Consider the following 25,575-nt stretch of genomic DNA (forward strand, 5'->3'; position numbering starts at 1 on the left):
ATCTGCAAGTCCTGCCCCTATACCAAGTGCGGCGGCTAGAATAACGCTGAACAGGGGAAGGGGAGAGGGAAAGCCCTTTTCAAAGGGTTTCCCTCTCCCCTTCCCCTGTTCAGCGTTATTCTAGCCGCCGCACTTGGTATAGGCGCAGGACTTGCAGATGTGGCAGCCTTCCTCGAAGACCAGGGGCTCGCCGCAGTCCGGGCAGAGTTCCTTGTTCAGGGAGGCCACCTGTGCGTCCACATGGTCGCCGCTCATGTAGCGGGATTCGAACACGTGGGCGATGGCGTCCGGGATGGATTTGACCAGGTGCTTTTTCATGAATTTCGGGTTTTCGCCGCCGATGCCCTTGAGCTGCTGCACGATCTCCCGTACCTCCACGCCGGAGCGCAGGGCCAGTGAGACCAGCCGGCCGATGGCTTCGGCCTTGGCCGTGATCGAACCGCCGGACTTGCCGATGGTGGCGAACACCTCAAAGGGTTTGCCGTCCATCTCGTTGACGGTCAGGAACAGCATTCCCAGGCCGGTGCTGATCTTCTGGGTGAAGCCGTAGATGACGTCCGGGCGGCTCTTGACGATGGATTTGGCCTTGTTGGCCTCGTCCTTCTTCTTGTCTCCGTCGCCCGTGCACAACACCTGTGAGGTCTTGGAACCGTCGCGGTACACGGTGACGCCCTTGCAGCCGTATTCGTAGGCTTTCCAGTAGATGTCCCAGATGTCTTCCTTGGTGGCGGTGCTGGGCAGGTTCACGGTCTTGGAGACCGCGTTGTCGGTATACTTCTGGAAGGCGGCCTGCATCTTGAGATGCCAGATGGGCTCGATATCCATGGAAGTGACGAAGATGGTCCGCAGGCCTTCGGGCAGGTGGTCCATCTTTTTGATGGAGCCTACCTTGGCTATTTCCTCCATGAGCTTGCCGGAGTAAGCGTCGGCCTCTTTCAGGGCGGCCTCGAAGAACGGGTTGGTCTCCACCAGCTTGTCGTTGTCCATGACGTTGCGCACGAAGCTCAGGGCAAAGAGCGGCTCCACGCCGGACGAACAACCTCCGATGATGGACAGGGTGCCGGTGGGGGCGATTGTCGTGGTGGTGGCGTGACGGTAGGGGCCGAGGTTGGCCTTGCCGAAGATGGACTCGGCGTAGGCCGGAAACTCGCCGCGCTCGGCCGCCAACTGCTTGGATGCGCTGCGGGCCTCGGTCTGAACGAATTTCATGACGCGTTCGGCCATATCCACGGCGGTCTGGGAATTGTAGGGTATCCTGAGCTGGTAGAGCAGGTCGGCCCATCCCATGACGCCCAGACCGATCTTGCGGTTCTTGCCGACCATCTCGGTGATCTGGGGCAGCGGATACACGGACGCGTCGATGACGTTGTCCAGAAACCGGACGGACAGGTGGATGATCCGTTTGAGTTCGTCCCAGTCGATCTCGGAGTCCTTGCCGTTCTTGCCTTTGGCAAAGCATTTCCCCAGGTTGATGGAGCCGAGGTTGCAGGCCTCGAACGGGAGCAGGGGCTGCTCGCCGCAGGGGTTGGTGGATTCGATCTCGCCGAGCTTGGGCGTGGGGTTGTCGCGGTTGATGCGGTCCAGGAACACGATGCCCGGATCGCCGGACTCCCACGCCTTGTGGACCAGGAGGTTGAAGACCTCGCGGGCGTTGAGAGAACCAATGGCCTTGCCCGAGTCAGGGGCGATGAGATCAAAGTCGGCCTTGTCGTGCACGGCCTGCATGAAGGCTTCGGTCAGCCCGATGGAGAGGTTGAAGTTGTTCAGCTCGCCGTCGCGTTCCTTGGCCTTGATGAACTCCATGATGTCCGGGTGGTCTATGCGCAGGATGCCCATGTTGGCTCCCCGGCGGGTGCCGCCCTGCTTGATCTGCTCGGTGGCGCAATTGAAAATCTTGAGAAAGGAGAGCGGGCCGGAAGCCACGCCGCCGGTGGAGCCGACCACTGAATCCTTGGCGCGCAGCCGGGAGAAGGAAAAGCCCGTTCCTCCGCCGGATTTGTGGATCATGGCCGCGTACTTCACGGCGTCGAAGATACCCTCGATGTCGTCCTCCACGGGCAGGACGAAGCAGGCGGCCAATTGGCCGATGTCGGTACCCGCGTTCATCAGCGTGGGGGAGTTGGGCAAAAAACTGTAGGAAATCATCAGGTCATAGAATTCCCGGGCCAGTTGGGCCGGTTTGGTGGTGGAATTCTTGTACTTGCCCTCTTCTTTGGCAATGGCCGAGGCCACCCTCCAGAACATCTCCTTGACGGTCTCGTAAACCTCTCCTTCGGTGTCCTTGCGTTGGTATCGCCGCTTCAAAACTATCTTGGCGTTTTCATTGATGATCGGGTCCGGAAGGTTGGCGGGCATTTTGAGTTCTGGCATACGAAGACCTTTGTTAACATGCTGAAATATTAATATTTTATAGGTAAATGCGCTGAGCAAATCTGCTGGCGCTAGAGAATGTCTAGACTACAGAAAGCGGGGGGAAAATGCCAGTCTAAAATGCGCTTAAATGGCAAAAACACCGGGAAGCCGCGTGGTGTCTGGCTTATGGGACAGCGTCCTTGTAGGAATCACTCTTATTTTTATTCTGACGATCAGCGGATGATCCAGGCATGGGTTTGCGGCATAAAAAGGGCTCATCCGGCCAGAGCCTGTTTTGACTGCTGAGCGGCAAAAAGAGCTGCACTTGACCTGCCCGGCAAATCTTGAGTAAAAAGAGAATAGTGAAATAATAGTATTTCCGGTGTGTTTTTGCCCATTCAGAACGGATTACCTGCATGAAAAACGTGGATGCACTCAGTTGGCGGTTTTGCCTCTCTATCATACTGACAGTTCTTGTTTCATGGGGCACTTTTGTTGCCCCAGGCCATGCGGCCGGACCAGAGCTGCAGGTTATCACCGAAATCACACCACCCGCTTCCTTCATTGACGCACACGGCAAGCTGACCGGATTGGCTGTGGAAATCGTCCGGGCCGTTCAGCAGGAAATCGGCGATCAGACGGAGATTCACGTCATGCCGTGGGCGCGAGGGTATCAGGAATTGCTCACGAGTCCTAACGTTGCCCTGTTCTCGACCACCCGGACCATGGCGCGTGAGAACCTGTTCCAGTGGGTCGGGCCGCTGTTCACTACCCGCTGGATCATATATGCCCGGAAAGGAAGCAGGCTGCACATCACATGCCTGGAAGACGCCAAGTCCATCAAACGCATCGGGGTCTACAGGAATGATGCCCGGGCGCAGCTTTTGAGAGACCGTGGGTTCGACAACCTGGACGTCGCGGACAGGCAGGAGCTCAATCTGGTCAAACTCCTGGGCGGCCGCGTCGATGCCATCCTCTATTCGGATCTTACCATGAAAGAGTTTCTCGCAAAATCGGACACGCCCCCCGAGCTGGTTGAGGCTGTTTTCGAAATCGGCTCCAGGGATCTCTACATCGCCTTTTCCAAGGACTCAGCCCCGGAAACGATCCGCATCTGGCAGGAGGCTGTCGACCGCCTGGAAGAACGGGGTGAACTTCAGGGTATCCGCGACAAGTGGCTGCCCTGACGTCCAACACAACCTCCATGCACACAAGTCCGAGCCGGTTTGAAGCCGATAGGTACGGTGTTGAGCCGTTCTTTGGCCTTCCTTCCAAAACGACTGGTGACAGCGCCAAAGCCGGTCAGGTTCAAGGCATATTCGAGAAATTCCTGGACAGGCAGTTTTCCTCCGGATTGTCATCGGTTGAACGGCATGTTTTCCCATTCTGTCAAAAGTATGATTGAGTCGGATGAGCCAAAAAAAGTCCCTGCACCGGAAGGGCGCAGGGACAGGGATTGGAGACAGGTCGGTTATTTTTTGAATATGTGGAATTCATACCCGTAGGTATGCGGGTGGTTGCGGTACAGGCTGATCTCCTTGCGGGTCATGTCTATGATGGCCCGTCCGTCGGGGTCGGTGCCGTAAACGGGTTCGATGTCGGCCAGTCTGCGTTCCACGTCATTATAGAAGTTGTCCCAGCAAAGGGTGCTTATGGTGAAGTTGCCGAGCGAGGCGTAGCCTGCACCCTCTCCGGCCCTGATATTGCCTTTGGCGTCGCGCATGGCCGGGTAGCCTTCGGCCCAGAACGACCGCAATTCCTCTGAGGCCGTTGCCGGGTCCACAAGCCAGACCGCGTCGGTCAGGCAGAGGCACCCGCCGGGTTTGAGGTACTGCTTCCATTGCTCCAACGCCCTGTCCACACCCAGGATATAGGCTGCGCCTTCGCACCAGATGAGGTCAAAGGATTCCGGCTCGGCCCGGATGTCGCCCATGTCCATGACGGCGGCGATGATCCGGTCTTCCATTCTGGCTTCCTTGGCCCGTTCGATCATCCTTTCCAAGTAGGGGTGATGGAGTTCCGTGGCCGTGACAATGCCGCCGGAGATCTGCGCCAGGGGGATGGTGGCCCCGCCCGAACCGCAGCCGATTTCGAGAATCTCCGGTTTGTCCGGCAGGCCGGTGCACATCTCGTAGGCGCGTTTGGTCATTTCGAAACTGCCAGGGCCTTCTCTGTCCAGCCCTTCGTATATCTTGAAGAATATTTCCATGAATCTGCCTGATTCCCTGTTGATGTTGAGTATTGCGTGAGGCGCGGCCGCCATGGCCCGGATGGCGGAAATCTCGCCGTCGGGAATGTGTAGGCTGCGCAGGAACTGCGCGTGTTTGTCCGGGGCGCTGCGTTCGAAGCGGACGTGCCAGCGGCGCATGTCCTGTTCGGAAAAACCGGCGGCGGAGAGCAGGGAGACCCATGTGGCCTTGTCCATGACACCGGCTTCGTTCAGCAGGTCGGAACGGCCCAGAAGACCTGCCACGAGCCGCTGTTGTTCGCGCAATCCGTCCATCTCCCGGTTGAGTTCGGTCAGCCGGTTTTCCAGGACTTCGGCCATGCCGGTGGCGGCGGGTTCATCGAGCATCCGTGCGATGTCGTCCAGACTGATCCCGGCCCTGCGGTATTCGCAGATCCTCGTCAATCGGGCGTGGTCCTGCGCCGAGTACTGCCGGTATTCACCCTTGGCATGACCATCGGGCCTGAGCAGCCCGATGCGGTCATAGTAGAGCAGTGTCGAACGCGAGAGCCCGTGTTTCTTGGCCAGTCTTCCAACGGTGTACATGCGCTTTCCCTTTTTTCGCGAGGCCTTATCCGATCTTGAGCATCTCGCCGGTCTTCAGGTAGTGGGCGAGCATCTTTTCCAGCATCCTGGCCTGCACGGCAAAGGCTTCCGGCTTGCCTTTCACGTAATCATTGCCTTTTTCGTTCAGGGCGGTGACGTGGTGCGTCCAGGTCATCCCGGTCCGGTCTCCGAGCGGTTCGAGTTCCAGGATGAAGTGGATGATCCGGGTTTTTCCGGTGCGCACGAATTCGATGCGCTCCATGGGATCATGCCGACAGGTCAGCCAGGTTTCCGGTTCCTCGCCGGGGAAGTCCGTGCGGAAGACGCATCCGGGTTCGATGTATCCGGACACGGAATGCAGCACCTCACATTCCCATGTCTCTATCCAGTCGTATTCGCGTACCGGGCAGAGCAGGGGCCAGATGTCCCCTGCCGGATGGTCGAGCGTCATTTCGGTTGATACCGAGATGTGAGCGGGTTTGAATTCAGCCATGTTTCTCTCCTTTCGGGTTGTTGTTCTTCTTCATGGCTGCACTATGAACCTATAGACAGGTCAACGGTGGTGGCAACTTTTTTCCTGATTGGGGAAAAACTCGATTTACCTCGGATTTGTTTTGGTCTATTGGCAATTCAGCAGTACCTTGTGCAATGACATCAAAAAGAGAGTTTTCGTATGCGTATTTCCGATCGACTGGGCCGGATCAAGCCTTCCGCCACTCTGGCCGTCAACGCCAAGGCCCAGGAGCTTCAGGCCCAGGGACGCGAGGTTATCAGTCTGGCCGTGGGGCAGCCCGATTTCGGCACTCCGGCCCACGTCTGTGAAGCGGCCAAGGCCGCATTGGACGAAGGATTCACCCGCTATACCCCGGTTCCCGGCATCCCGGAGCTGCGCGAGGCCGTGGCCGGGTACTACAGCCGGTTCTACGGCGCCAAGACAGCCGGCGCCAACACGATTATTTCCAACGGCGGCAAACAGGCCCTGTACAACCTGCTCATGGCCCTGGTGAACCCGGGCGACGAGGTGCTCATTCCGGCCCCGTACTGGGTCAGCTATCCGGCCATGGTGCAACTGGCCGAAGGCGTGTCCGTGTTCGTGCCGACCACTGCCGCCGAAAACTATCTGGTCACCGTCGAAGGGTTGGAGGCCGCACGCACGGCCAGAACCAAGGTGCTCATCCTCAATTCGCCGTCCAACCCCACGGGGTGTTGCTACACGCAGGTGCAGCTTGAGGCCATAGCCGAGTGGGCGCGCAGGAACGGTGTCTTCATCATTTCCGACGAGGTCTACGACCGGCTGGTCTATGCCCCGTTCGAACCGGCCTCCCTGGCCAAGACCTGGGAGCAATATCCCGAGACCATCGCCATTGTCGGTGCGCTTTCCAAATCGTTCTGCATGACCGGCTGGCGTGTGGGCTATGCCCTCGGCCATGAGGACCTGGTCAAGGCCATGGTCAAGATTCAGGGGCAGTCCACGTCCAATATCAATTCCATCACCCAGCGCGCCGCCCTGGCGGCCCTGAACGGCCCGTGGGACATCGTGGACGAGATGAAGACCGCCTTTGTCCGCCGTCGTGATCTCGCCTATGAGGTCATCACCGGATGGGGCGCAGTCTGTCCCAAGCCCGACGGAGCCTTCTACCTTTTCCCGGTGCTCGACCAGTTCTTCACCGAAGACGCCCCGGATTCGGCCTCCATGTGCACCAAGATTCTCGAAGAGGTCGGCGTGGCCCTGGTTCCCGGCTCCGCTTTCGGCGACGACAAGTGTATTCGTTTTTCCTACGCCGTGGCCGACGAGGTCCTCAAGGACGCCCTGAACAGGGTCGGTTCCGTCCTGCTGGGCAAATAGGGACGCTTCAACAGTGAATGTCAAAAACCGGCCCGGAGCATATGCTCCGGGCCGGTTTCCTGTTGTGAGATTCGGCGGATTCTATTCGTCGTATTCGTATTCGATGTCTACGAGGATCTGCTTGCCGTACCGTTGTTCCAGTTCGGCCAGGACGCCGCGCTTGTTGTTGAGCAGGTAGATGGCCAGCTCCTCTTCGCAGTTGTATTCTACAACCTCGATACTCGGTTTGCGAAGGTCCCGATGGATTTCCTTCATGGCCTGGAGTGATTGCCACTCGAGGTTGCGGCGGATGCCGGTCCCCTTGCAGCAGGGGCACGGCTCGGTGGAGATGGCTATGGCCGAAGAGCCGAGTCGCTGGCGTACCAGCTCCATGAGGCCGAAGGCGGAGATGCGGGATACGTCCGTGCGGGCGCGGTCGTTCTTCATTTCCGCACGCATGACTTTTTCCACTTCCCGGCAGTCTTTGGGGTTCTTCATTTCGATGAAGTCGATGACCACCTGGCCGCCGATGTCACGCAGCCGGAGTTGGCGGGCGATCTCGCGGGCGGCCTCGGTGTTGGTCTTGAGCGCCATTTTCTGGAAATTCCGTTCCCCGCCGATCTTGCCGGAGTTGATGTCCACGGCGGTCAGGGCCTCGGTGGCGTCGAACACCAATCGGCCGCCAGAGGGCATGGAGGCCTCGCGGGTATAGATTTCCTGGACCTGTTTGACCAGGTTGAAGCGTTCCAGCAGGGAGAGGTCGCCGTCTTCATGCAGTCGGGCCAGGTTGTTCTTGCGCGGGAAGGCGAGCTTCACGAATTGCTGTATCTGATCGAAGGTTTCCTTGTCGTCCACCCATATTTCCGAGATGTCGGAAGTCAGGTAGTCGCGGACGGCTCGGGCGGCCAGGCCGAGTTCGTGGTACACGACGGCCGGGGCTTTCACCTTCTGTGCATTGGCGCGGATGTCGGTCCACAGCCTGTTCAGATACTTGTAGTCGCGTTCCAGGGCGGCCTTGGACTGACCAACGGCAGCGGTGCGGGCAATGAGCCCCACGCCTTCGGTGGTCTCAAACCCTTCGAGAATCTTCTTGAGACGGTCTCGTTCCTTTTCATCCTCGATCTTGCGGGACACCCCGATCTGGTTGCGGCCCACGGTGTAGACGAAGCTGCGGCCGGGCAGGGACAGATAGGAGGTGAGAAACGCCCCTTTCTTGCCGGTGGGTTCCTTGACCACCTGGACAAGAACCTCCTGGCCCGCCTTGAGCACCTTCTGCATGAGCGGAAACCGCTGGCCCTTTTGGGTGCCCGGGCTGCCCATGTAGTATTCGGGGTGGACCTCGTCGATTTGCAGGAAGCCGTTTCGTTCGGCCCCGTAGTTGATGAAGGCGGCCTGAAGACCGTTGTCGATGTTGTGGATGTACCCTTTGTAGATGTTGCCCTTGGTCTTGGCCTGGTGCACCATCTCAACGTAGTACTCGTTAACCTTGCCTTCTTCGGCAATGACGACCTCTACCTGTTCTCCCGGCAGTACGGAGATGAACATCTTCTGCCGTTTGTTTTTGTCGGTCATGAAAACCTCGTGACGAGAAAAGTGTGTTGAACATCCTGGCGCGGCTCCTCAGTATTCGATGACATGCCCTGTGCCGTGGTAAAAAATCTCTCCCTGATCATCTCGGCTGATGATTTCGCCCCTTTTTTCGAGGGCTTCCACGGCTTGTCGGACCTTTTCCGGGTCCGCATTCAGGGCCTGGGCCAATTGTGCTACGGTCTGCGGCCTGCGGCTCAAGGAGGCGGCAACGGCAGCGGGTGTCCGCTCCGTGCTCATCGCCTTTCCGTCCGAGGCCTGCCGTGTTGCCGCGGGGGTGTCCCCGCTTTCGAGCGCCAGGCGCCAGCGGCTTAGGACCGCCCCGTCCACGGGGCGGACTCCCTTGACCGTTCCAGGGCGGGTCAGTGTGACCACGTCCACCCGGTCGGGAGCAAGCCGCTTGCAAAAATCTTTCAGCCTGCCGAGGTTCTCGTCGGAATCGTTAATTCCTTCGGCAAGCAAAATTTCCAAAAATATCTTTCCCTTGAATTCCTTTCTGAAGGCAAGGAGCCCGTCGGCAACGGCCGCAGGCGAAATCCCTTTGCACGGACGGTTCACCTTGGCGAACTCGTCCGGGACCAATGAATCCAGGCTGGGCAGGACCACGTCTGCCAAGGCCAGTTCCCGCCGCACCTCAGGGTCGGTCATGAGGCTGGCGTTGGTCAGCACGGCTACGGGCGTGTTCGGAAACAGTTTTCGTGCCTCGATGATGACCAATCCCATTTCCGAATTCAGGCAGGGTTCACCCAGCCCTCCCAGAGTGACCATGTCCGGGTCGTTCAGGCCTTCTTCCTTCCACCGGGCCAACTCTTCAATGATGTCGGCGGCCGGGACGTAGGGCTTGCGCTCACAGGTCAAATCCCGTGTGGCCCCCACCTCGCAGTACACGCAATCCATGGAACAAATTCGTCCCCCGAGAAGATCAAGCCCGAGAGAGCGGCCCAGTCTCCCGCTCATGACGGGTCCGAAAATATATTTATATGCCATTTTACGCCGTGTTACCTGAGGAAAAAGGAACCTGTGATTCTCAACAAGTGTATTATGTACTGGTGGCTGTCTGTCAAGGGCGACGGGCACGGGGAACGCGCAAACGCGACGGTGCGGTCCGGCGGTTGGAGGTCGATTCGTGAATAATAACTTGGTCGGCGTATGGCCTTGGTGTATCAGGGATATTGGTTTGCGGAGAAAAAAACATGCAGGAAGCGGTTTTTTTCGGTTTTCTGTTGTTGTTCTCGTGCGGAAGCTGTTTGTCCATGTCCACGACCGCCCATTGTCCGGGCCGGTTCGATGCTGCCAAGCGCTTCACGGCCCTTTCCCTTGACTTCGTCGCAGGCTGACCGTACTCAATTCCATCTTTCTCAGGAGGCATATTACATATGATAGAACCCGGACAGCTCATTCTGCTCATCAGCCACAAGGGCAAACGGTATCTGCGCAAGCTCGAGTCGGGCGGCGAAGTGCATACCCATGACGGCAAGCTGCTCATGGATGAGGTGGCCGAGGCCGGCTTCGGCCAGTACGTCAAGACCCATCTCGGCAGGGCGTACCTGATACTCAAGCCGACCCTGCATGATCTGATCAAAGGCGTGAAGCGCCAGACCCAGATCATGTATCCCAAGGAGATCGGATATTTGATGATGAAGCTGGGTATCGGTCCCGGTTCCACGGTCATCGAATCCGGCACCGGTTCTGGCGGGCTGACCACGGCTCTGGCCTGGTTCGTGGGCGACACCGGCAAGGTGATCACCTATGAACGGCGTGCGGATTTCTTCAAGCTGGCGGGCAAGAACCTCGAGCGCGTGGGGTTGGCCAATCGTGTGGAGCAGGTCAACCAGAACATCGAGGACGGCTTCAAGCATTCCGGTGCAGACGCACTGTTCCTGGATGTGCGTACGCCTTGGGAATATCTCTCTTCCATCCCGGAGGCCGTCATTCCCGGTGCCATGTGCGGCTTTCTGCTGCCCACGGTGAACCAGGTGTCCGACCTGCTGCGCGGATTGGAGGACGGCCCGTTCGCTGAAATGGAAGTTCTGGAAATACTCATTCGCAGGTGGAAGCCGGTGGCCGACCGGTTGCGCCCGGATGATCGCATGGTGGCCCACACGGGCTTCCTGGTGTTCGCCCGGTACATGGAGCCGCCCAAGGACGCGTCCGACAGCCTTGAGTATGCAGATGACGGCGAGGCGGATGAGGAAAACCTGCCGGACGACCTGGACATTTCAGAAGATGAATAAGACAATGGCCCGCATATATGCGGGCCTTTTTTCGCTGGTCGCGCTGGAGATCGGGCAGGGCGACACCCCCTGCCTGCGAGGTCATGGAAAGAAAGAATGACACGCACGCTCGACAAGCTGGTTGTGAAAATGTAGTTTTTGAAGATTGCTGTCTTGGTGTTTCCAGTGGCAACCGAACATTGCAACGTATCCCGGATTCCGGATGGAACAAGTAATCAAACATCTTTCCGAAAACGAAGAGTGGTTCAAGCGGCGCATTCAGGAGTATCTTGTACGCCTTGAGTGCGGCGATGATTTTGAAAAATCGTGGTCGATTTTTTTTTCGGCGCTCACAGCTGCGACCAAAAGGCCGGATTCGGATTTGGAAAAAGGCAAGCTTCATGCTCTGCTGTTGAGTATCAAGATGCCGGTCCTGCTTTTGGACAAGAATCTCACTGTGGAGTTCATGAATCCGGCGGCGGTCGAGCTGCTGGGCACCACGGGGATCGATGAGTGGGGTAGTGGCCTTCATACGCCTGTGCCGATTGACGAACTGGCTCCCTGGTTGGTGGAGACATTGCGGGAGGAGTCTCGCAACGGCACTGTGCAGGCCGCTTGCAAGCTCGATGTTGTGGCGACACTCCCGGGCGGCGAACGGCATTTCAATGTCTCGATGTCCCTGTTGTCCGATCATTCCGACAAGCAGGACGGTTTTGCCGTCATTCTGGATGATATAACCTACCGGGTGGAGGGCGAGCGCCAGCTTGCCAGTGAGCGCAATCGGGCGGCGCACTATCTGGACGTGGTCGGAACCATCGTATTTGCCCTGGATATTTCCGGCGCCATAGTCATGCTCAACAGGACCGGCTGTCAAATCCTCGGGTATGAAGAACATGAGGTGCTCGGCAGGGACTGGGTGGAAACCCTGGTGCCCGAGGAGCAGCAGGACGAGGTTCGCGATTACATGTACCTTGCGTTCTCCGGTCAGCTGGATGCCGAGGATGAACGTTCCCACTACCTCACGACCAAGGACGGTTTTCATCGCCTGATCCGGTGGCATAACAAGCTGCTGACCAACGAGAGCGGTATGGCGACGGGGCTTCTGGGTTCGGGGGTCGATATAACCGAACAGCAGGCCATTGAAGACGCCCTGGCCGAGAAGGAACTTTGGCTTCGCAACACGTTTGTGGCCCTTGGTGAAGCCGTACTTATCCTGACCCCGGACAAGAAGATTCTCGATGCGAATCCGGCCGCTGAAGCCATGTTCCAGATGGCCAACGAGGAACTTGACGGGATGCCCGTGAGTGAACTGCACGTCGATTCGCTGCACTATGATGACTTCCTGCTCAAGTCCGAAGCGGCCTTTGCGACCGGGGAAAAGGCACTTTTCGAGCTGCCGCTCAAGCGCAGCAACGGGAATATCTTCCCGGCAGACCATTCGGTTTCGCTCATCACCGGCGATGACGGCGCCGCACTCGGCCTGGTCAACGTCATTCGCGATATTTCCGACCGAAAGAAGGCCGAGGCCGAACTCAAGCGGAGCGAGGAAAAATTCCGGCGCATCTTCGAGACCATTGAGGAAGGGTACATCGTGGCCGATCTCGACGGGACGATCCTCATGGTCAACCCGGCCACCTGCCGACTGCTTCAATATGAGGAGTCGGAGCTGGTGGGACAGGATCTCGAAAATCTGTATATGAACCTGGAGGATCGGGTCGGTTTGCGGCGTGGCGTGATGGAACTGGGCACCATACGCGGACAGCAGATGACGGCCAGACGCAAGGACGGCTCCACTATCATAATCGAAGCCAATGCACATTTGGTCAGGGACTATGATGGCGTTCCCGTGGCCATGGAAGGGACCTTCCGGGATATCACCCAGCGGATCGAGGCGGACAAGGTCATTCGTGAACGGGAAAAGCAGTACCGCGCCTTTTTCGAGAACAACCACGCCATCATGCTCCTTACGGATCCCAAGTCGGAGCAGATCATTGATGCCAATCCGGCGGCCAGCGAATTCTACGGTTACCCCATCGAAGTCATGCGGACCATGAATTTGAGCCAGATCAATGCCCTGGATCAGGGCGAGGTGTTCAAGGAGATGCTCCTTTCCAGGGAGGAGGGGCGGTCCTATTTCATCGTCCGGCATGTCCTCCAAAACGGGGAGTACCGGGATGTTGAGGTCTATTCCGGGCCGATCATGGTCCAGGGCGTCCAACGTCTCTATTCGGTGATTCACGACGTGACCAAGCGTATTGAGCTTGAGCATAAAATGAAGCACCTGGCCACTACCGATGCCCTGACGGGGGTGAACAACCGGCACCAGTTCTTTTCTCTGGCCACCAAGGAGTTGCAACGTATCAAGCGGTATGCAAATCCGCTTACGGTGCTCATGCTCGACATCGACTATTTCAAATCCATTAACGACACTCATGGCCATCATGCAGGGGATATTGTCCTCAAGATGCTGGCGGCCGCAGCGGTTGCCATCCTGCGCGATACGGATATCTTCGGCCGTCTGGGTGGCGAGGAATTTGCTGCAATTCTGCCCGAGACAGGCTTACGGGTCGGCTATGAAGTCGCCGAGCGGCTCCGTGGTGAGTTTGAGAAGCTCGAAGTCCTGGTGGGGAGGGCAAAGATAACCTTCACGGTTTCAATCGGCGTGACCCAGGTGCGCAGTCAGGACAAAAGCATCGAGGAAGTTCTCAACCGTGCGGACGAGGCGCTCTACAAGGCCAAGCGCATGGGGCGCAACCAGGTGGTGCGGGGTTGACGCAAGCAAGCTGAACCGACCTTTCCACATCGGATGGAACCCGTGTCCGTGGCGGGATCCAATTGTCCGATACCCTTATCATTGCCGGTTTTTCAAGGAAAAACCCTTGACGTTTTCCGAGGGGTTTGGAATATGGTTCTAAGTTTTACGTGATGTTTTTCACAACTTATCAAAAGCATACTCATTAAATGGCTGCCTGTCTTGATAAGACAGGGCGTGCAAGGATGCCATTTCGTGAATTGTTATAGGCCGTTTAATGAAATTTGAATCCACACTGGCCGAACGGAAAGCCGAACTGTCGAAAAAATGGGCGGATCTGGTTTTGCAGACCTACCCCAAGGAAACCCAGAAGGTCTGGACCCGACAGAAGGATCGTTTTCAAAATCCCGTGGGAGCAGCCATTTTCGAGGCGACCCGGGATTTGTTCGACCAATTGATCGACTGGCAGGATGCGGGTGAAATCGCGGTAAGCCTCGACAAGCTCATACGCATCCGGGCTGTGCAGGATTTTACCCCTTCGCAGGCCATCAGTTTCGTCTTTCTCCTGAAGAAGCTTCTTCGCGACGAGTTCTTCAAGAGCATGAAAGCGGACGGAACCCTTGAGGATCTGTTGAGGTTCGAAGCCAGGGTGGACAATCTGGCCATGATGTCTTTCGACATCTATACGAAAAGTCGCGAACAAGTATTCCGGTTCCGCGTGGATGAAGTGAAGCGCGCCCAGAGCAGTCTGCTCAGGAAGGCCGGAATGGTAGCGGACGTTACGGTCGAGAAATCGATCGATTAGGGACGAATCGGTGGTTGTCTTCACGGTGTGAAGAGGTCGGAGTTGGTATGACGAGGGGTGGGGTTGGCGCCAGCGAGCGCGAATCCGTTTTTCTTCCATATCTCCGTCTCTGCATCGATCAGCAACCGATCGCGTACCGAAAGTGGCAGGCCGTATGGTAAAACCTGCGGTCCAACCTTCAAGCGAGGTGACGGTAGATGAATGCTCTTTACTCACTTCTGTTCGTCTTTCTCCTGGTGTTGATTCCGTTGTTCGGGGTTGATGCGGCACACATGAGGACTTTCTTCGGTGTCTGCATCCCGACAACGGCATTCATCATCTTCCTGCTCGGCTTTGTGTACAAAGTCATCACCTGGGGCCGGAGCGCAGTGCCGTTCCGCATCCCCACAACCGGCGGACAGTTCAAATCCTTTGATCCTGTCCTGTTCCCGCAGAACAAGCTGGACTGTCCCCAGACCGGCGCCCAGACCTTTTTCCGTATGGTTTTGGAAGTCTTCGCTTTCCGTTCCCTTTTCAGGAACACCGCAGTATCCCTGCATGAGGGCAAGGACCATCCCGTGGTCGCATACAAGTCCAGCAAGTGGCTGTGGCTGTTCGCCATCACTTTCCATTACTCCTTTTTCATTGTCGCCCTGCGGCACCTGCGCCTGTTCCTGGAGCCCATACCGTTCTTCGTGAACGGTCTGGAATTCGTGGACGGCATCCTGCAGATCGGCGCACCTGTCATGTACCTGGCCGACGTCGGCCTGGTGGCCGGCGTGCTCCTGCTCCTGGGCCGCAGGCTGATCAACTCCCGGATCAATTACATTTCGTATGCATCGGATTTCTTCCCGCTGTTCTTGATCCTGGCCGTTGCCCTGTCGGGCATCTACATGCGCTACTATGCCAAGGTCGACGTTATCGCGATCAAGGAATTGACCATGGGTCTGGTGACGTTCCACTACGTCGTCCCCGAGACCATCACGGTTTCCTTCTTTGTCCACGTCTTCCTGGTCAGCACGCTCATGGTGTACTTCCCGTTCAGCAAGCTCATGCACTTTCCGGGTGTCTTCCTGTCTCCGACACGGAACCTGCCGAACGATACGCGCGCCAAGCACCACGTGAACCCCTGGAATGATCCCAAGATCAAGGCCCATGCCTATGCGGACTACGAAAAGCAATTCGGAGTTCCCATGGCCGAGGTTGGTCTGCCGCTCGACAATCCGGAGAATGGCAAGGCCCCCGAGGAAGAGGCTTAGGCCCAGGGTTCACCGTTAGGTGATACTTCTTTATCTGAGGAGATAAAAGATATGTCCGACATCCCGAAAGCAGATGAGCTCTTCAAGAGCATAGATTACAATCCTCCGGCCACAGGTTGGATGGATACCCCGGTGGACTTCTCGCCGGGCAACTGGTGCTATCCCGCCAAGCCCGAGAAGATGGAGTACATGGAATCCAAGCTTCCCGGTCTCTGGGGTCCGGCCCGCGAGTGGAATCCGGGCGAAGCCGACTGGAAACTGCCTTCCAACTGGAAGGAGATCGTGGTCAACGGCTTCCGCGAAAGGCTGAAGAAATTCCGTACCCTCCAGGTGTTCATGGACATCTGTGTGCGTTGCGGTGCCTGCGCCGACAAATGTCACTTCTTCATCGGTTCCGGCGACCCCAAGAACATGCCTGTTCTTCGCGCCGAGCTGATGCGCTCCGTCTATCGCGGTGAATTCACCGTGGCAGGCAAGATCCTGAGCAAGCTCACCGGGTCCCGCGTCATGGAAGAGGATGTCCTGAAAGAATGGTTCATCTACTTCTATCAATGTACCCAGTGCCGCCGCTGTTCCCTGTACTGCCCCTACGGCATCGACACCGCGGAAATGACCATGATGGCCCGCGAGCTGATGCATCTGGTCGGTCTGAACACCAACTGGATCATGGAGCCGGTATCCAACTGTAATATCACCGGTAACCACCTCGGCATCCAGCCCCACGCCTTCAAGGATATCGTGGACTTCATGGTTGACGACATCGAGGAAGTCACCGGCAAGCGCGTCAAGGCCCCGCTCAACGAAAAGGGCCACGAGATTCTGTTCATCACCCCGTCCGGCGACGTGTTCGCGGACCCCGGCATCTATACCTTCATGGGCTACCTGATGCTGTTCGATGAAATCGGCCTGGACTACACCATGTCCACCTACGCATCCGAGGGCGGCAACTTCGGTTCGTTCACCAACAACGAAACCATGAAGAAGCTCAACGCCAAGATGTACGCCGAAGCCGAACGCCTCGGCTGCAAGTGGATTCTCGGCGGCGAGTGCGGTCACATGTGGCGCGTTGTTCACCAGTACATGGATACCATGACCGGTGACACGCAGTGGTCCGGCATGACCACTCCCAAGTCCCCGATCACCGGCACGGTGTTCGAGACGTCCGCTGCCACCAAGATGCTGCACATCACCGAATTCACGGCTGACCTGATGAAGCACAACAAACTGAAACTCGATCCCAGCCGTAACGACCATCTGCGCGTCACCTTCCATGATTCCTGCAACCCCGCGCGGGGCATGGGACTCCTGGACGAGCCGCGCTACGTCATCAAGAACGTGTGCAACAACTTCTTTGAAATGCCTGTCGGCACCACCCGCGAGCAGACCTTCTGTTGCGCCGGCGGTTCCGGTCTGAATACCGATGAGATCATGGAAATCCGCCTGCGTGGCGGGCTGCCTCGCGGCAACGCCCTGCGCTATGTGCAGGAAAAGCACGGTGTGAACACCATGGCCTGCATCTGCGCCATTGACCGCGCCACCCTGATCCCCCTGGCCGACTACTGGGCACCCGGCGTCACCATCACCGGAACCCATGAGCTGGTCGCCAACGCATTGATCATGGAAGGCGAGTCCGAGCGCACCATGGACCTCCGTCAGGAACCCCTTCCCGGTTTCGAGGACGCAGAGGATGATTGGACGCCCCCGAATATGGAGGATGCATAAATGAAAATGCAAAACGGATTCGCGATCATAGCCGGTCTGATCATCTTCATTGGGATGATCACCGCACCGTTTGCGGTCGGTACCATGACCAAGGAATACAAGCAGCCCGAGCTGAAGATGCCCGTGGGCGAAAAAGAGTGTATCGAGTCCAAGGAGTTCATGCGCACCGAGCACATGCAGCTTCTGAACGACTGGCGCGACTGGGCCCTTCGTGACGGCAAGAGAGTCTACACCAACCATGCTGGCAAAGAGTTCGTCATCTCCCTGCAGAACACCTGCATGAAGTGCCACAACAACAAGGCCGACTTCTGCGACAAGTGTCATACCGACGCCGGTGTCTCTCCCTACTGCTGGGATTGCCACATTCAGCCGGAGGGTTTGAAATAATGAAGAACAACAGAAGAACCTTCATCAAGCTTGCCGGCATAGCCGCAGCCGGTTTGGCCGTGGCGCCCAAAGCCATGGCCTCGGGCAGCGCCGCTCCGGTGAAGACCAACCCCGAGGCAGTTCATGCCGAACATTGGGCCATGGTCATAGATACCACCAAGCTGCACACCGAAGAAGAAATCGCCGAGTTGGCCGGTATCTGCCACTCCATCCACAATGTCCCGAACATTGAGGGCAAGAAGGAAGTCAAGTGGCTTTGGGCCGACGAGTATGGGCACACCTTCCCGGAGCAGGAAAACCCGCACCTGTCCGAAGAAGTGCACCATCGCTCCTTCCCCCTGCTGTGCAACCATTGCGAAAACCCGCCCTGTGTGCGCGTTTGCCCGACCAAGGCGACCTACAAGCGGCCTGACGGCATCGTGGCCATGGACTATCATCGCTGCATCGGTTGCCGTTACTGCATGGCCGGTTGTCCCTACGGCTCCCGTTCGTTCAACTGGGGCGAGCCCCGGCTGCACATGGATCTGGCCAAGCTGAACCCCGAGTTCCCCACTCGCATGCGTGGCGTAGTCGAGAAGTGCAACTTCTGCGTGGAGCGCCTTGCCGTCGGCAAGATGCCCGCCTGCGTCGAAGCCTCGCACGGGGCCATTGTGTTCGGCGATCTGTCTGATCCTGATTCCGACGTCCGTAAGGTGCTTCGCGAGAAGTTCACCATTCGTCGTAAACCCACTGCAGGCACTGAGCCCAGTGTTTACTACATCATTTAGGAGGAATCAGAATGCTTGAATTAGCCCTCAAAGGTTCCAAGAGATATTGGATGTGGATCAGCTTCCTTCTGGTTCTGATCGGCATTGGCTCACTGGCATACGTCAATCAGCTCATGGTGGGTCTGGAAACGACCGGCATGGGGCGCGATGTGTCCTGGGGATTCTATATTTCCCAGTTCACGTACCTGGTCGGCTTGGCCGCCTCGGGCGTCATGATCGTGTTGCCCAACTACTTCCACAACTATAAAAAGAACAAGCACATGGTCATTTTCGGCGAATTCATGGCAATCGCCGCCTGTATCATGTGCATGCTGTTCATTGCTGTTGACGTGGGGCAGCCCACTCGCATGCTCAACGTCATGCTGCATCCCACACCCAACTCGATCCTGTTTTGGGATATGACCGTTTTGGTCGGCTACCTGGTCCTGAACCTGCTGGTGGGCTGGACCTGCCTGATGGCCGACCGTGCCAATCTGCCGCACCCGAAGTGGCTCAAGCCCTTCATTTATACGTCCATCATCTGGGCCTTCTCCATCCACACCGTGACGGCGTTCCTGTACCAGGGCCTGCCCGGTCGCCATTACTGGCTGACGGCCATCCTGGCTGCCCGCTTCCTGGCGTCCGCGTTCTGCTCCGGGCCTGCCATTCTGCTGTTGGTGTTGAAGATTACGGAAAGGTTCACCACCTTCCAGATGCCCAAGGATGCCGTGAAGACGCTTGTGAAGATCATCATGTACGCCATGTGCGTGAACATGTTCTTCTTCATGCTTGAAATCTTCACGTCCTTCTATTCCAACATGCCGGGCCACATGAACCCCATTTTGTACTTGTTCGCTGGCGAACATGGGCACAATGAGCTGGTTCCGTACATGTGGACCTTTATTGTTCTCGCCTTCCTGAGCATCGCCTTTCTGGTGACGCCCCAGCTGCGTGAGAACCACAAGCTGCTGCCCTGGACCCTCGTTATCCTCGTGATCGCCACATGGTTGGACAAGGGTCTTGGCCTGGTTATCGGTGGTTTCACTCCCACCCCGTTTGAAACCATTACCACCTACTGGCCCACCGGCAAGGAACTGCTGGTGTCCATGATGGTTTACGCCATCGGCGCGCTGGTGGTAACCGTACTCTTCAAGATCGCCACCGACGTCAAAGAGGAAATGGGACACTCCCAGGCACTGCCCTGCGGCTGCTCTTCCGAAGATGTCTGTGAATGCGCTCCCGAGGGAGAGTAAAGCCCAGCCGAGGCGTAAACACGGCAAACGCTTGAAAGCCTAGCCTCATAACGTCACCTCGCCAGGCTCCACGGCTCATACAGGGGCCGCTCCGATAACGGAGCGGCCCTTTGATATTGTCTTGCGGCCTTCACTTTTATTCTGTGCCTGTGATAGGTTCCCTTTGGCGGTTAACGGCGGATCACGCCAAAGACATTGAAGGCTGGTTGACCCAATGCTCCATGAAAGACATCTGAACCGAACAGGTGCACGAATCGTTTTGATGGCCCTGACCTTGGTTTTTGGTTTGGCCGGGTGTGCCTCGACCATCGATCTGCCCGTAATCACGCCTGATGCCGGAAATCTGAGATTGACGGGGAAATTCGTCTGGTTTGACCTGTTTACCTCGGATATGAACGAAGCCGGGCGGTTCTATGACTATGTCTTCAATTGGTCCCTTGAGCGGACCGATGCGGATTCTCCACGGGTCAAGACCATCCTGCACCAGGGAAGACGCATAGGGAATATTTTCCTCCGGGAGTCCGGGCATGACGCTTCCGAGTGGCTTTCCTGCATGTCGGTGCCCGATGTGGACAGGGCGTTTGCCCGGGCCGTTGAAACCGGTGGCACATCGGAAGTGAAACCCGCGGACAGGCCGTTCAGGGGCAGGATGGCCGTTGTTCGCGATCCCGGCATGGCGGTTGTGGCCCTGCTCACCTCTTCCGTAGGCGACCCCAGAGATCTGCCCTTGGGCGATGGTTACTGGATGGGAGCCGAGCTGTGGGCACGGGACATGAACGAGAGCCTGGCATTCTATTCCGGCCTTGCCGGATACAAGACGGCTGTCCTCCAGGTTCAGGATGCAGGTCAATACGTCCTGTTCATCGGTAACGGCCGGCCCCGCGGAGGCATGATTTCCATCCCCGTGGAAGGCGTGGCCCCTCGATGGATCCCCCAGGTGGCCGTACTGGACATCGAAGCCACGCTGGCCAAGGTGGAGGCTCATGGCGGCAAGGTTCTGATACCACCTCGGCCCCGGGACAAGCCCGGACGCGTGGCCGTATTCGCGGACCCTTTCGGGGCGATTCTGGGTCTCAGGGAGTTTACTCCGCCGGAAAATTGATTCTGTCAGTTCTGCAGCCTTCCTCAACCAGATGGTGCCAAAGCTTGAGTTGGTCGAATGGATTGCGCCGGAATCCCGACCGTGGCATATTTCCAGACTATTGACTTAATGGGGAGGGGCAGGTCTCTATAGTATACCCGGTTTGGGTATAAACCGAATTGCGAGGAAACATGGATATCGGCGAATATACTTTTGAAGAATTCAAGCGCAAAGCCAAGGAATTTCATGGTTATCCGGCGCCGGGCCTGCTTATTGGCGGATACATGGTGGCGGCTGCCAAGGCGCGTATCCCGGAAGGCACGCTGTTCGAGGCCTTGGTCGAGTCCGGCAAGTGTCTGCCTGACGCGGTCCAACTGCTGACCCTGTGTTCGACGGGCAACAACTGGATGAAGGTCAAACTGCTGGGCCGTTATGCCGTATCCCTGTATGACAAGTTCACCGGCGTGGGTGTCCGTGTGGCCGTCGACTTGAAGCAGCTCGAAAAATGGCCCGAGATCCGGGGCTGGTTCATGAAGGAAAAGCCCAAGGCCGAGCAGGACACGGACAAGTTGTTCGCCGAAATCGAACAGGCCGGAGACAGCATCCTTTCCATCCGGCCCATCACTGTTGCCAAAAAGTATCTCGGCCATGGGCATATGACCACCATCGACGTCTGCCCGGTTTGCGGCGAAGCATATCCCGGGTCGGACGGCTCCATCTGTCGCGGCTGCCAGGGCGAGGCCCCCTACGAATCCATGGAAGGGGTCATATGCCATGACGATGCGCCCGACCTCAGGATTGTTCCCGTTGAAGAGGCGGTCGGCAAGGAAGTGGTCCATGACATGACCGGCATCGCCCCGGGCGATGCCAAGGGCCCCATTGCCAAGGCAGGCGACATTCTGGGGGTGGGTGATGTGTGCCGCCTTCAGCGTATCGGCAAGTTCAATGTGTTCGACAACGAAAACCTGCCTGGCGACGAATGGGTGCATGAAAATGATGCCGTCAAGGCGTTCGCCAAACGCATGGCCGGTTCCGGCATCGCGTACGATCCGAATCCGGAAGAAGGCAAGATCAACTTCTTTGCCGAAAAACCCGGCATGCTGTCCATCGATCTGGATGCACTCTCCCGGTTCAATCTTTCTCCCGATGTCATGCTCGCCACCCGGCACGACGGTTCCATCATGCCCGAGGGCAAGGGCGTGGGCGGAACCCGGGCCATTCCATTGTATATTTCCCGTGATCGGTTCAACCGTGCCCTGACGGCCCTGGGTGAGGGACCTGTCTTGTCCGTCCTGCCGCTCAAGGCGGCCAGGGTGGGTATCCTGGTCACCGGAACCGAGGTCTTCAAGGGCATCATTGAGGACAAGTTCATTCCCATCATTTCCTCCAAGGTCATCAATCTCGGCTGTACTGTGACCATGACCGACATCGTCCCGGATGAACGCGAGGCCATCACCAACGCGGCCAAGGCCATGCTTGACGGCGGATGTGAACTGATCATCACCACGGCGGGCATGTCCGTGGACCCGGACGACATCACCCGCGCGGCTCTGGTGGACGCGGGACTGCACGACGATCTCTACGGCGTGCCCATGCTGCCCGGTACCATGACCCTGGTGGGCAAGCTGCGCACCGCTTCCATCATAGGGGTTCCGGCCTGTGCGCTTTTCTACAAGACCACGGCCTTTGATATCTTGCTGCCGCGCGTCCTTGCCGGGCAGGAACTGAACCGGAAAATCCTGGCAAAGCTGGGCGAGGGCGGCTTCTGCATGAATTGCAAGACCTGTTCTTTCCCCCGGTGTCCCTTCGGGAAATAGCGTCGGCTTTCGGAAAGGGCTACTCGCACTATTGCCGGACGCAAGTTCTATCCATGGGCGCAGTGCCGGTACTCCTGCAATTGCACTGACGCGGGTGGTCCATACGCTTTTTTCGAACATCTTGTGACTGTGGATGAAATAAAAGCCGCCAAATGGGCGGCTTTTATTTATCGGGCAAGAATTGTTGTGTTGATATTTGCACATTCAATGTGCAGCGTCGTGTCCTTTGCACGGATGTTTGCGGGACAGAATTGGACAACCAGCGAGAAAGACACAGATTAATATTTGGTACGGAGTCTGCAAGATAAATCGGCTCAAGCGCTGTTTGCAGGACGGTCTGCACTAATTTCATACCATTGAAGTCTGGAATCAATCAAGTTAGGAGAAAACATGAAAGGAATAAAGTACATATCAATCTTGGCAATGCTTTTCACCATGGTCATGGTCGCTGAGGGAGGGGCTTTCTTCGGGTTTGGTCAGACGGACTCGTTCAAGGTGGAAAACGGGAAAGCCGTGTTCGCGCTCGCAGACGTGTCCGACGGCAAGGCGCACTATTACAGCCATGAGGTCGACGGCAAGGACGTGAAATTCTTCCTGCTCAAGAGTTCGGACGGGGTCATCCGAGCCGCCTTTGACGCCTGCGATGTCTGCTATCTGGAGAAGAAGGGATATTCCCAGGCCGGGGATTTCATGGTCTGCAACAACTGCGGTCAGCGCTTCCATTCCTCACGCATCAACGAGGTGGAGGGCGGGTGCAACCCGTCGCCCCTGAACCGCACCATTGAGGGAGGGAACGTGGTCATCAAGGTGAGCGATATCCGGGATGGCCTGAGGTACTTTTAGATGAACATCCTGACCATTCCGCTCAGAAACACCCGCCGGAAATGGGTCAAGACCCTGCTTTTGCTGTTGGTATTCTCTCTTGGGGTGACCTCGATCGTCTCGCTGAACTACGTTTCCAGCGTGGTGGGCGAGTCCCTGGAAAAGAAGCTGACCGCTTTCGGCGCCAACATCCTGATCATGCCCAAAAACGAGAAGTTGACGGTCAGTTACGGCGGTTTTGCCATGGGCGACATGGCCTTCGGCGTTCATGACATGAGCGAATCGGCAGTGGTCGAAAAGGCCAAAACCATCGAACTCAAGGACCGCATCGCCGTGGTCGCGCCCAAGCTGGTGGCCATGGCGACGGTGGGGGACATGGCCGTCGGTGTGGTCGGCGTTCGCTGGGAAAAGGAAAAGATTCTCAAGGGCTATTGGGCTGTGAACGGCGCATTCCCCACGGAGAAAGACGGTGTTGTGGTCGGTTCAAAGGCTGCGGCGTCCCTTGGCCTGCAAGCTGGTTCCGTCTTTGATCTCAATGATGTTTCCGTCCGAGCTTCGGGAATACTCATGCCCACTGGCAGTGACGACGATTCGGTCGTCTTTATGGGCATGGACTTAGCCCAGCAGCATTTTGGTGTCAGGGACCGGGTCAACTTCGTGGAAGTGGCCGCACTGTGTGCAGGGTGCCCCATTGAGGATATCGTGGCCCAGCTCCGATCCTCACTCCCGGAGACCGACATTCAGGCACTGCAATCCATCGTCAAGCAGCGCATGTACTCGGTCAATTTCGTCAAACAGCTCATCCTCACCGTCAGTCTGGTCATCCTGTTCATAGCCTGCTGCATGGTGGGCGTGACCATGCTCGCCTCGGTCAATGAGCGCATCAAGGAGATCGGCCTCATGCGTTCCCTTGGTTTCAGCCGGGGCAGCATCTTTTCCATTTTCTGCTTCGAAGCCATGCTCATAGGCCTCGGATCCGGGGTCATCGGCTATGTCGGCGGCTATTGGCTCAGTCTGAAGGTGCTGTCCATGCTGGACATGGCCGAAGGCGCGGTCGTTTCGTTCAATCTCGGTCATCTGGCCTTGACCGGTCTGTTCATAGTGACCGTGTCCGTGCTGTCCGCGTTTTTCCCGGCCTGGAAGGCGGCCTCTGTGGAACCGTCTGAAGCCCTCATCTCTCTTTAGGAGCATCACATGTTTGAAGCCAGGAACATTATCAAAACATTCCGGTCAGATGGCGTGGAGACCCATGCCCTGAACGGTGTGACCATCAATGTCGAGCCAGGGCAGTTCGTGTCCATCGTGGGGCGGTCCGGTTCGGGAAAGACCACCTTCCTGAACGTATTGTCCACCTTGCTCGCCCCGGACTCAGGAGAGCTTCTCTACAATGGCCGGGACATCACGGCCTTTACTCCGGCTCAACTCAACCGGTTGCGGCGCAGGGATTTTGCCGTGATTTTCCAATTCCACCACTTGTTGCCCTACCTGTCGGCGCGTGAGAACGTGCTGCTTCCGTACATGCAGGGATTCGGACTGGTGTCGAATGAAGCGAAAAAACGTGCCGATCAGTGCCTGGAACGGGTGGGATTGTCGGGAAAGGGGGCCAAGCTTCCCGGACATCTTTCGGGTGGCGAGCAGCAGCGGGTGGCCATTGCCCGCGCCCTGGTCAAGCAGTCCGCGCTTTTGTTTGCGGACGAACCCACAGGCAACCTGGACAAGGAAACCGGTGAGTCCATCATGGATCTTTTGGCTGACCTCAAGGGTGAGGGGCTGTCCATTGTCATGGTTACCCATGACAATGAATATGCGGGGCGGGCGGATAGGGTTGTTTCCATGGATGATGGAAGGATTGTCGGTTGACGTTGCACTGGTTTTCGCTTTGGGCAGCGGGCCTGAAGGAATAAGGAAGGCCGCCCCTTGGGGCGGCTTTTTTATTTGGGATGTGCGCCTTTGGCGCGAGAGGCATTGTTTGGGGCTTGCAGCCCCAAAGGCATTCCATGTCCTTCTTCGCGGATGTGTGCGAGTGCCCCTTTCAGCAAGTCTGAAGAAGAGCCGTCGCTCATCGCTCCTCCATGTTTTTTTCTGCCCTCCCGGCGGGGTTCTTTTTTGGCTGAGCCGCCCCAAAAAAGAACCAAAAAAATGCGGCTTTGGATTTTGGCCGCCCGGTGATCGGCGGCAAGAAGCTGATCGATTCGGGGTGGC

At 57.3% G+C, this 25,575-nt stretch carries 22 protein-coding genes; 16 read left to right on the plus strand and 6 right to left on the minus strand.

Going from position 1 to position 25,575, the window contains the following annotated elements; all coding sequences use genetic code 11:
- Positions 1-120 precede the first annotated feature (120 nt).
- The gene (locus DWB63_RS16395) at positions 121-2,370 is read right to left on the minus strand and encodes a vitamin B12-dependent ribonucleotide reductase (protein ID WP_128329947.1); all 2,250 of its coding nucleotides are present in this window, start codon (positions 2,368-2,370) and stop codon (positions 121-123) included.
- A 398-nt stretch (positions 2,371-2,768) separates the two neighbouring features.
- Here DWB63_RS16395 and DWB63_RS16400 point away from each other — a divergent pair, with 398 nt between their 5' ends.
- Positions 2,769-3,539 (plus strand): transporter substrate-binding domain-containing protein, encoded by a 771-nt coding sequence (locus DWB63_RS16400; protein ID WP_128329948.1) that lies wholly within the window; start codon positions 2,769-2,771, stop codon positions 3,537-3,539.
- 284 nt (positions 3,540-3,823) lie between these two features.
- On the opposite strand, the gene DWB63_RS16405 is transcribed toward DWB63_RS16400, so the two are convergent.
- Entirely contained in the window at positions 3,824-5,125 is a 1,302-nt protein-coding gene (locus DWB63_RS16405) for a MerR family transcriptional regulator (protein WP_128329949.1), read from the minus strand.
- Between the two features lie 25 nt (positions 5,126-5,150).
- A complete protein-coding gene (locus tag DWB63_RS16410) occupies positions 5,151-5,618 on the minus strand; it encodes a hypothetical protein (RefSeq protein ID WP_128329950.1) in 468 nt (155 codons plus the stop codon).
- A 180-nt stretch (positions 5,619-5,798) separates the two neighbouring features.
- Here DWB63_RS16410 and DWB63_RS16415 point away from each other — a divergent pair, with 180 nt between their 5' ends.
- Entirely contained in the window at positions 5,799-6,971 is a 1,173-nt protein-coding gene (locus DWB63_RS16415; RefSeq protein WP_128329951.1) for a pyridoxal phosphate-dependent aminotransferase, read from the plus strand.
- Positions 6,972-7,052: 81 nt separating this feature from the next.
- On the opposite strand, the gene DWB63_RS16420 is transcribed toward DWB63_RS16415, so the two are convergent.
- Positions 7,053-8,522, minus strand: a complete 1,470-nt coding sequence (locus DWB63_RS16420; RefSeq protein ID WP_128329952.1) for an Rne/Rng family ribonuclease — start codon at positions 8,520-8,522, stop codon at positions 7,053-7,055.
- A 48-nt stretch (positions 8,523-8,570) separates the two neighbouring features.
- Positions 8,571-9,494: a radical SAM protein gene (locus DWB63_RS16425; protein WP_347231981.1), complete on the minus strand. Its 924-nt coding sequence runs from the start codon at positions 9,492-9,494 to the stop codon at positions 8,571-8,573.
- A 236-nt stretch (positions 9,495-9,730) separates the two neighbouring features.
- On the opposite strand from DWB63_RS16425, the gene DWB63_RS17385 reads away from it, so the two are divergent.
- The 14 genes from DWB63_RS17385 to DWB63_RS16490 all read left to right on the plus strand — a co-directional run bounded on the left by DWB63_RS17385 (position 9,731) and on the right by DWB63_RS16490 (position 25,233).
- Positions 9,731-9,874, plus strand: coding sequence for a hypothetical protein (locus DWB63_RS17385; RefSeq protein WP_164879931.1), 144 nt, complete (start codon positions 9,731-9,733; stop codon positions 9,872-9,874).
- 39 nt (positions 9,875-9,913) lie between these two features.
- Positions 9,914-10,771, plus strand: coding sequence for a tRNA (adenine-N1)-methyltransferase (locus DWB63_RS16430; protein ID WP_128329954.1), 858 nt, complete (start codon positions 9,914-9,916; stop codon positions 10,769-10,771).
- A 202-nt stretch (positions 10,772-10,973) separates the two neighbouring features.
- Positions 10,974-13,523, plus strand: coding sequence for a PAS domain S-box protein (locus tag DWB63_RS16435; RefSeq protein ID WP_128329955.1), 2,550 nt, complete (start codon positions 10,974-10,976; stop codon positions 13,521-13,523).
- A gap of 256 nt (positions 13,524-13,779) precedes the next feature.
- Positions 13,780-14,307, plus strand: coding sequence for an RsbRD N-terminal domain-containing protein (locus DWB63_RS16440; protein ID WP_128329956.1), 528 nt, complete (start codon positions 13,780-13,782; stop codon positions 14,305-14,307).
- A gap of 197 nt (positions 14,308-14,504) precedes the next feature.
- Complete coding sequence (gene dsrM / locus DWB63_RS16445; RefSeq protein ID WP_128329957.1) at positions 14,505-15,545, plus strand: sulfate reduction electron transfer complex DsrMKJOP subunit DsrM; 1,041 nt, start codon at positions 14,505-14,507, stop codon at positions 15,543-15,545.
- Between the two features lie 51 nt (positions 15,546-15,596).
- A complete protein-coding gene (gene dsrK / locus DWB63_RS16450; RefSeq protein WP_128329958.1) occupies positions 15,597-17,267 on the plus strand; it encodes a sulfate reduction electron transfer complex DsrMKJOP subunit DsrK in 1,671 nt (556 codons plus the stop codon).
- Entirely contained in the window at positions 17,268-17,654 is a 387-nt protein-coding gene (gene dsrJ, locus DWB63_RS16455) for a sulfate reduction electron transfer complex DsrMKJOP subunit DsrJ (RefSeq protein WP_128329959.1), read from the plus strand.
- Positions 17,654-18,421 carry a sulfate reduction electron transfer complex DsrMKJOP subunit DsrO gene (dsrO, locus tag DWB63_RS16460; RefSeq protein WP_128329960.1) on the plus strand — a complete coding sequence of 256 codons (768 nt, stop codon included), beginning with the start codon at positions 17,654-17,656 and terminating at the stop codon, positions 18,419-18,421. The genes dsrJ and dsrO overlap by 1 nt, the downstream gene beginning before the upstream one ends.
- Before the next feature lie 11 nt (positions 18,422-18,432).
- Positions 18,433-19,653: a sulfate reduction electron transfer complex DsrMKJOP subunit DsrP gene (gene dsrP, locus DWB63_RS16465; RefSeq protein ID WP_128329961.1), complete on the plus strand. Its 1,221-nt coding sequence runs from the start codon at positions 18,433-18,435 to the stop codon at positions 19,651-19,653.
- A 214-nt stretch (positions 19,654-19,867) separates the two neighbouring features.
- The gene (locus DWB63_RS16470) at positions 19,868-20,755 is read left to right on the plus strand and encodes a VOC family protein (RefSeq protein WP_128329962.1); all 888 of its coding nucleotides are present in this window, start codon (positions 19,868-19,870) and stop codon (positions 20,753-20,755) included.
- Positions 20,756-20,925: 170 nt separating this feature from the next.
- The gene (locus tag DWB63_RS16475; protein WP_128329963.1) at positions 20,926-22,551 is read left to right on the plus strand and encodes an FmdE family protein; all 1,626 of its coding nucleotides are present in this window, start codon (positions 20,926-20,928) and stop codon (positions 22,549-22,551) included.
- 390 nt (positions 22,552-22,941) lie between these two features.
- Positions 22,942-23,394, plus strand: coding sequence for a DUF2318 domain-containing protein (locus DWB63_RS16480; protein WP_128329964.1), 453 nt, complete (start codon positions 22,942-22,944; stop codon positions 23,392-23,394).
- A complete protein-coding gene (locus DWB63_RS16485; protein ID WP_128329965.1) occupies positions 23,395-24,558 on the plus strand; it encodes an FtsX-like permease family protein in 1,164 nt (387 codons plus the stop codon).
- A 9-nt stretch (positions 24,559-24,567) separates the two neighbouring features.
- Positions 24,568-25,233: an ABC transporter ATP-binding protein gene (locus DWB63_RS16490; RefSeq protein ID WP_128329966.1), complete on the plus strand. Its 666-nt coding sequence runs from the start codon at positions 24,568-24,570 to the stop codon at positions 25,231-25,233.
- 71 nt (positions 25,234-25,304) lie between these two features.
- Here the strand turns inward: DWB63_RS16490 and DWB63_RS17390 are convergent.
- Positions 25,305-25,575, minus strand: a 271-nt coding sequence (locus DWB63_RS17390) for a hypothetical protein (RefSeq protein ID WP_164879932.1), incomplete at its 5' end; no start/stop codon positions are given.

This window comes from Pseudodesulfovibrio sp. S3 (genome assembly GCF_004025585.1).
Taxonomy (GTDB): Bacteria; Desulfobacterota; Desulfovibrionia; order Desulfovibrionales; family Desulfovibrionaceae; genus Pseudodesulfovibrio.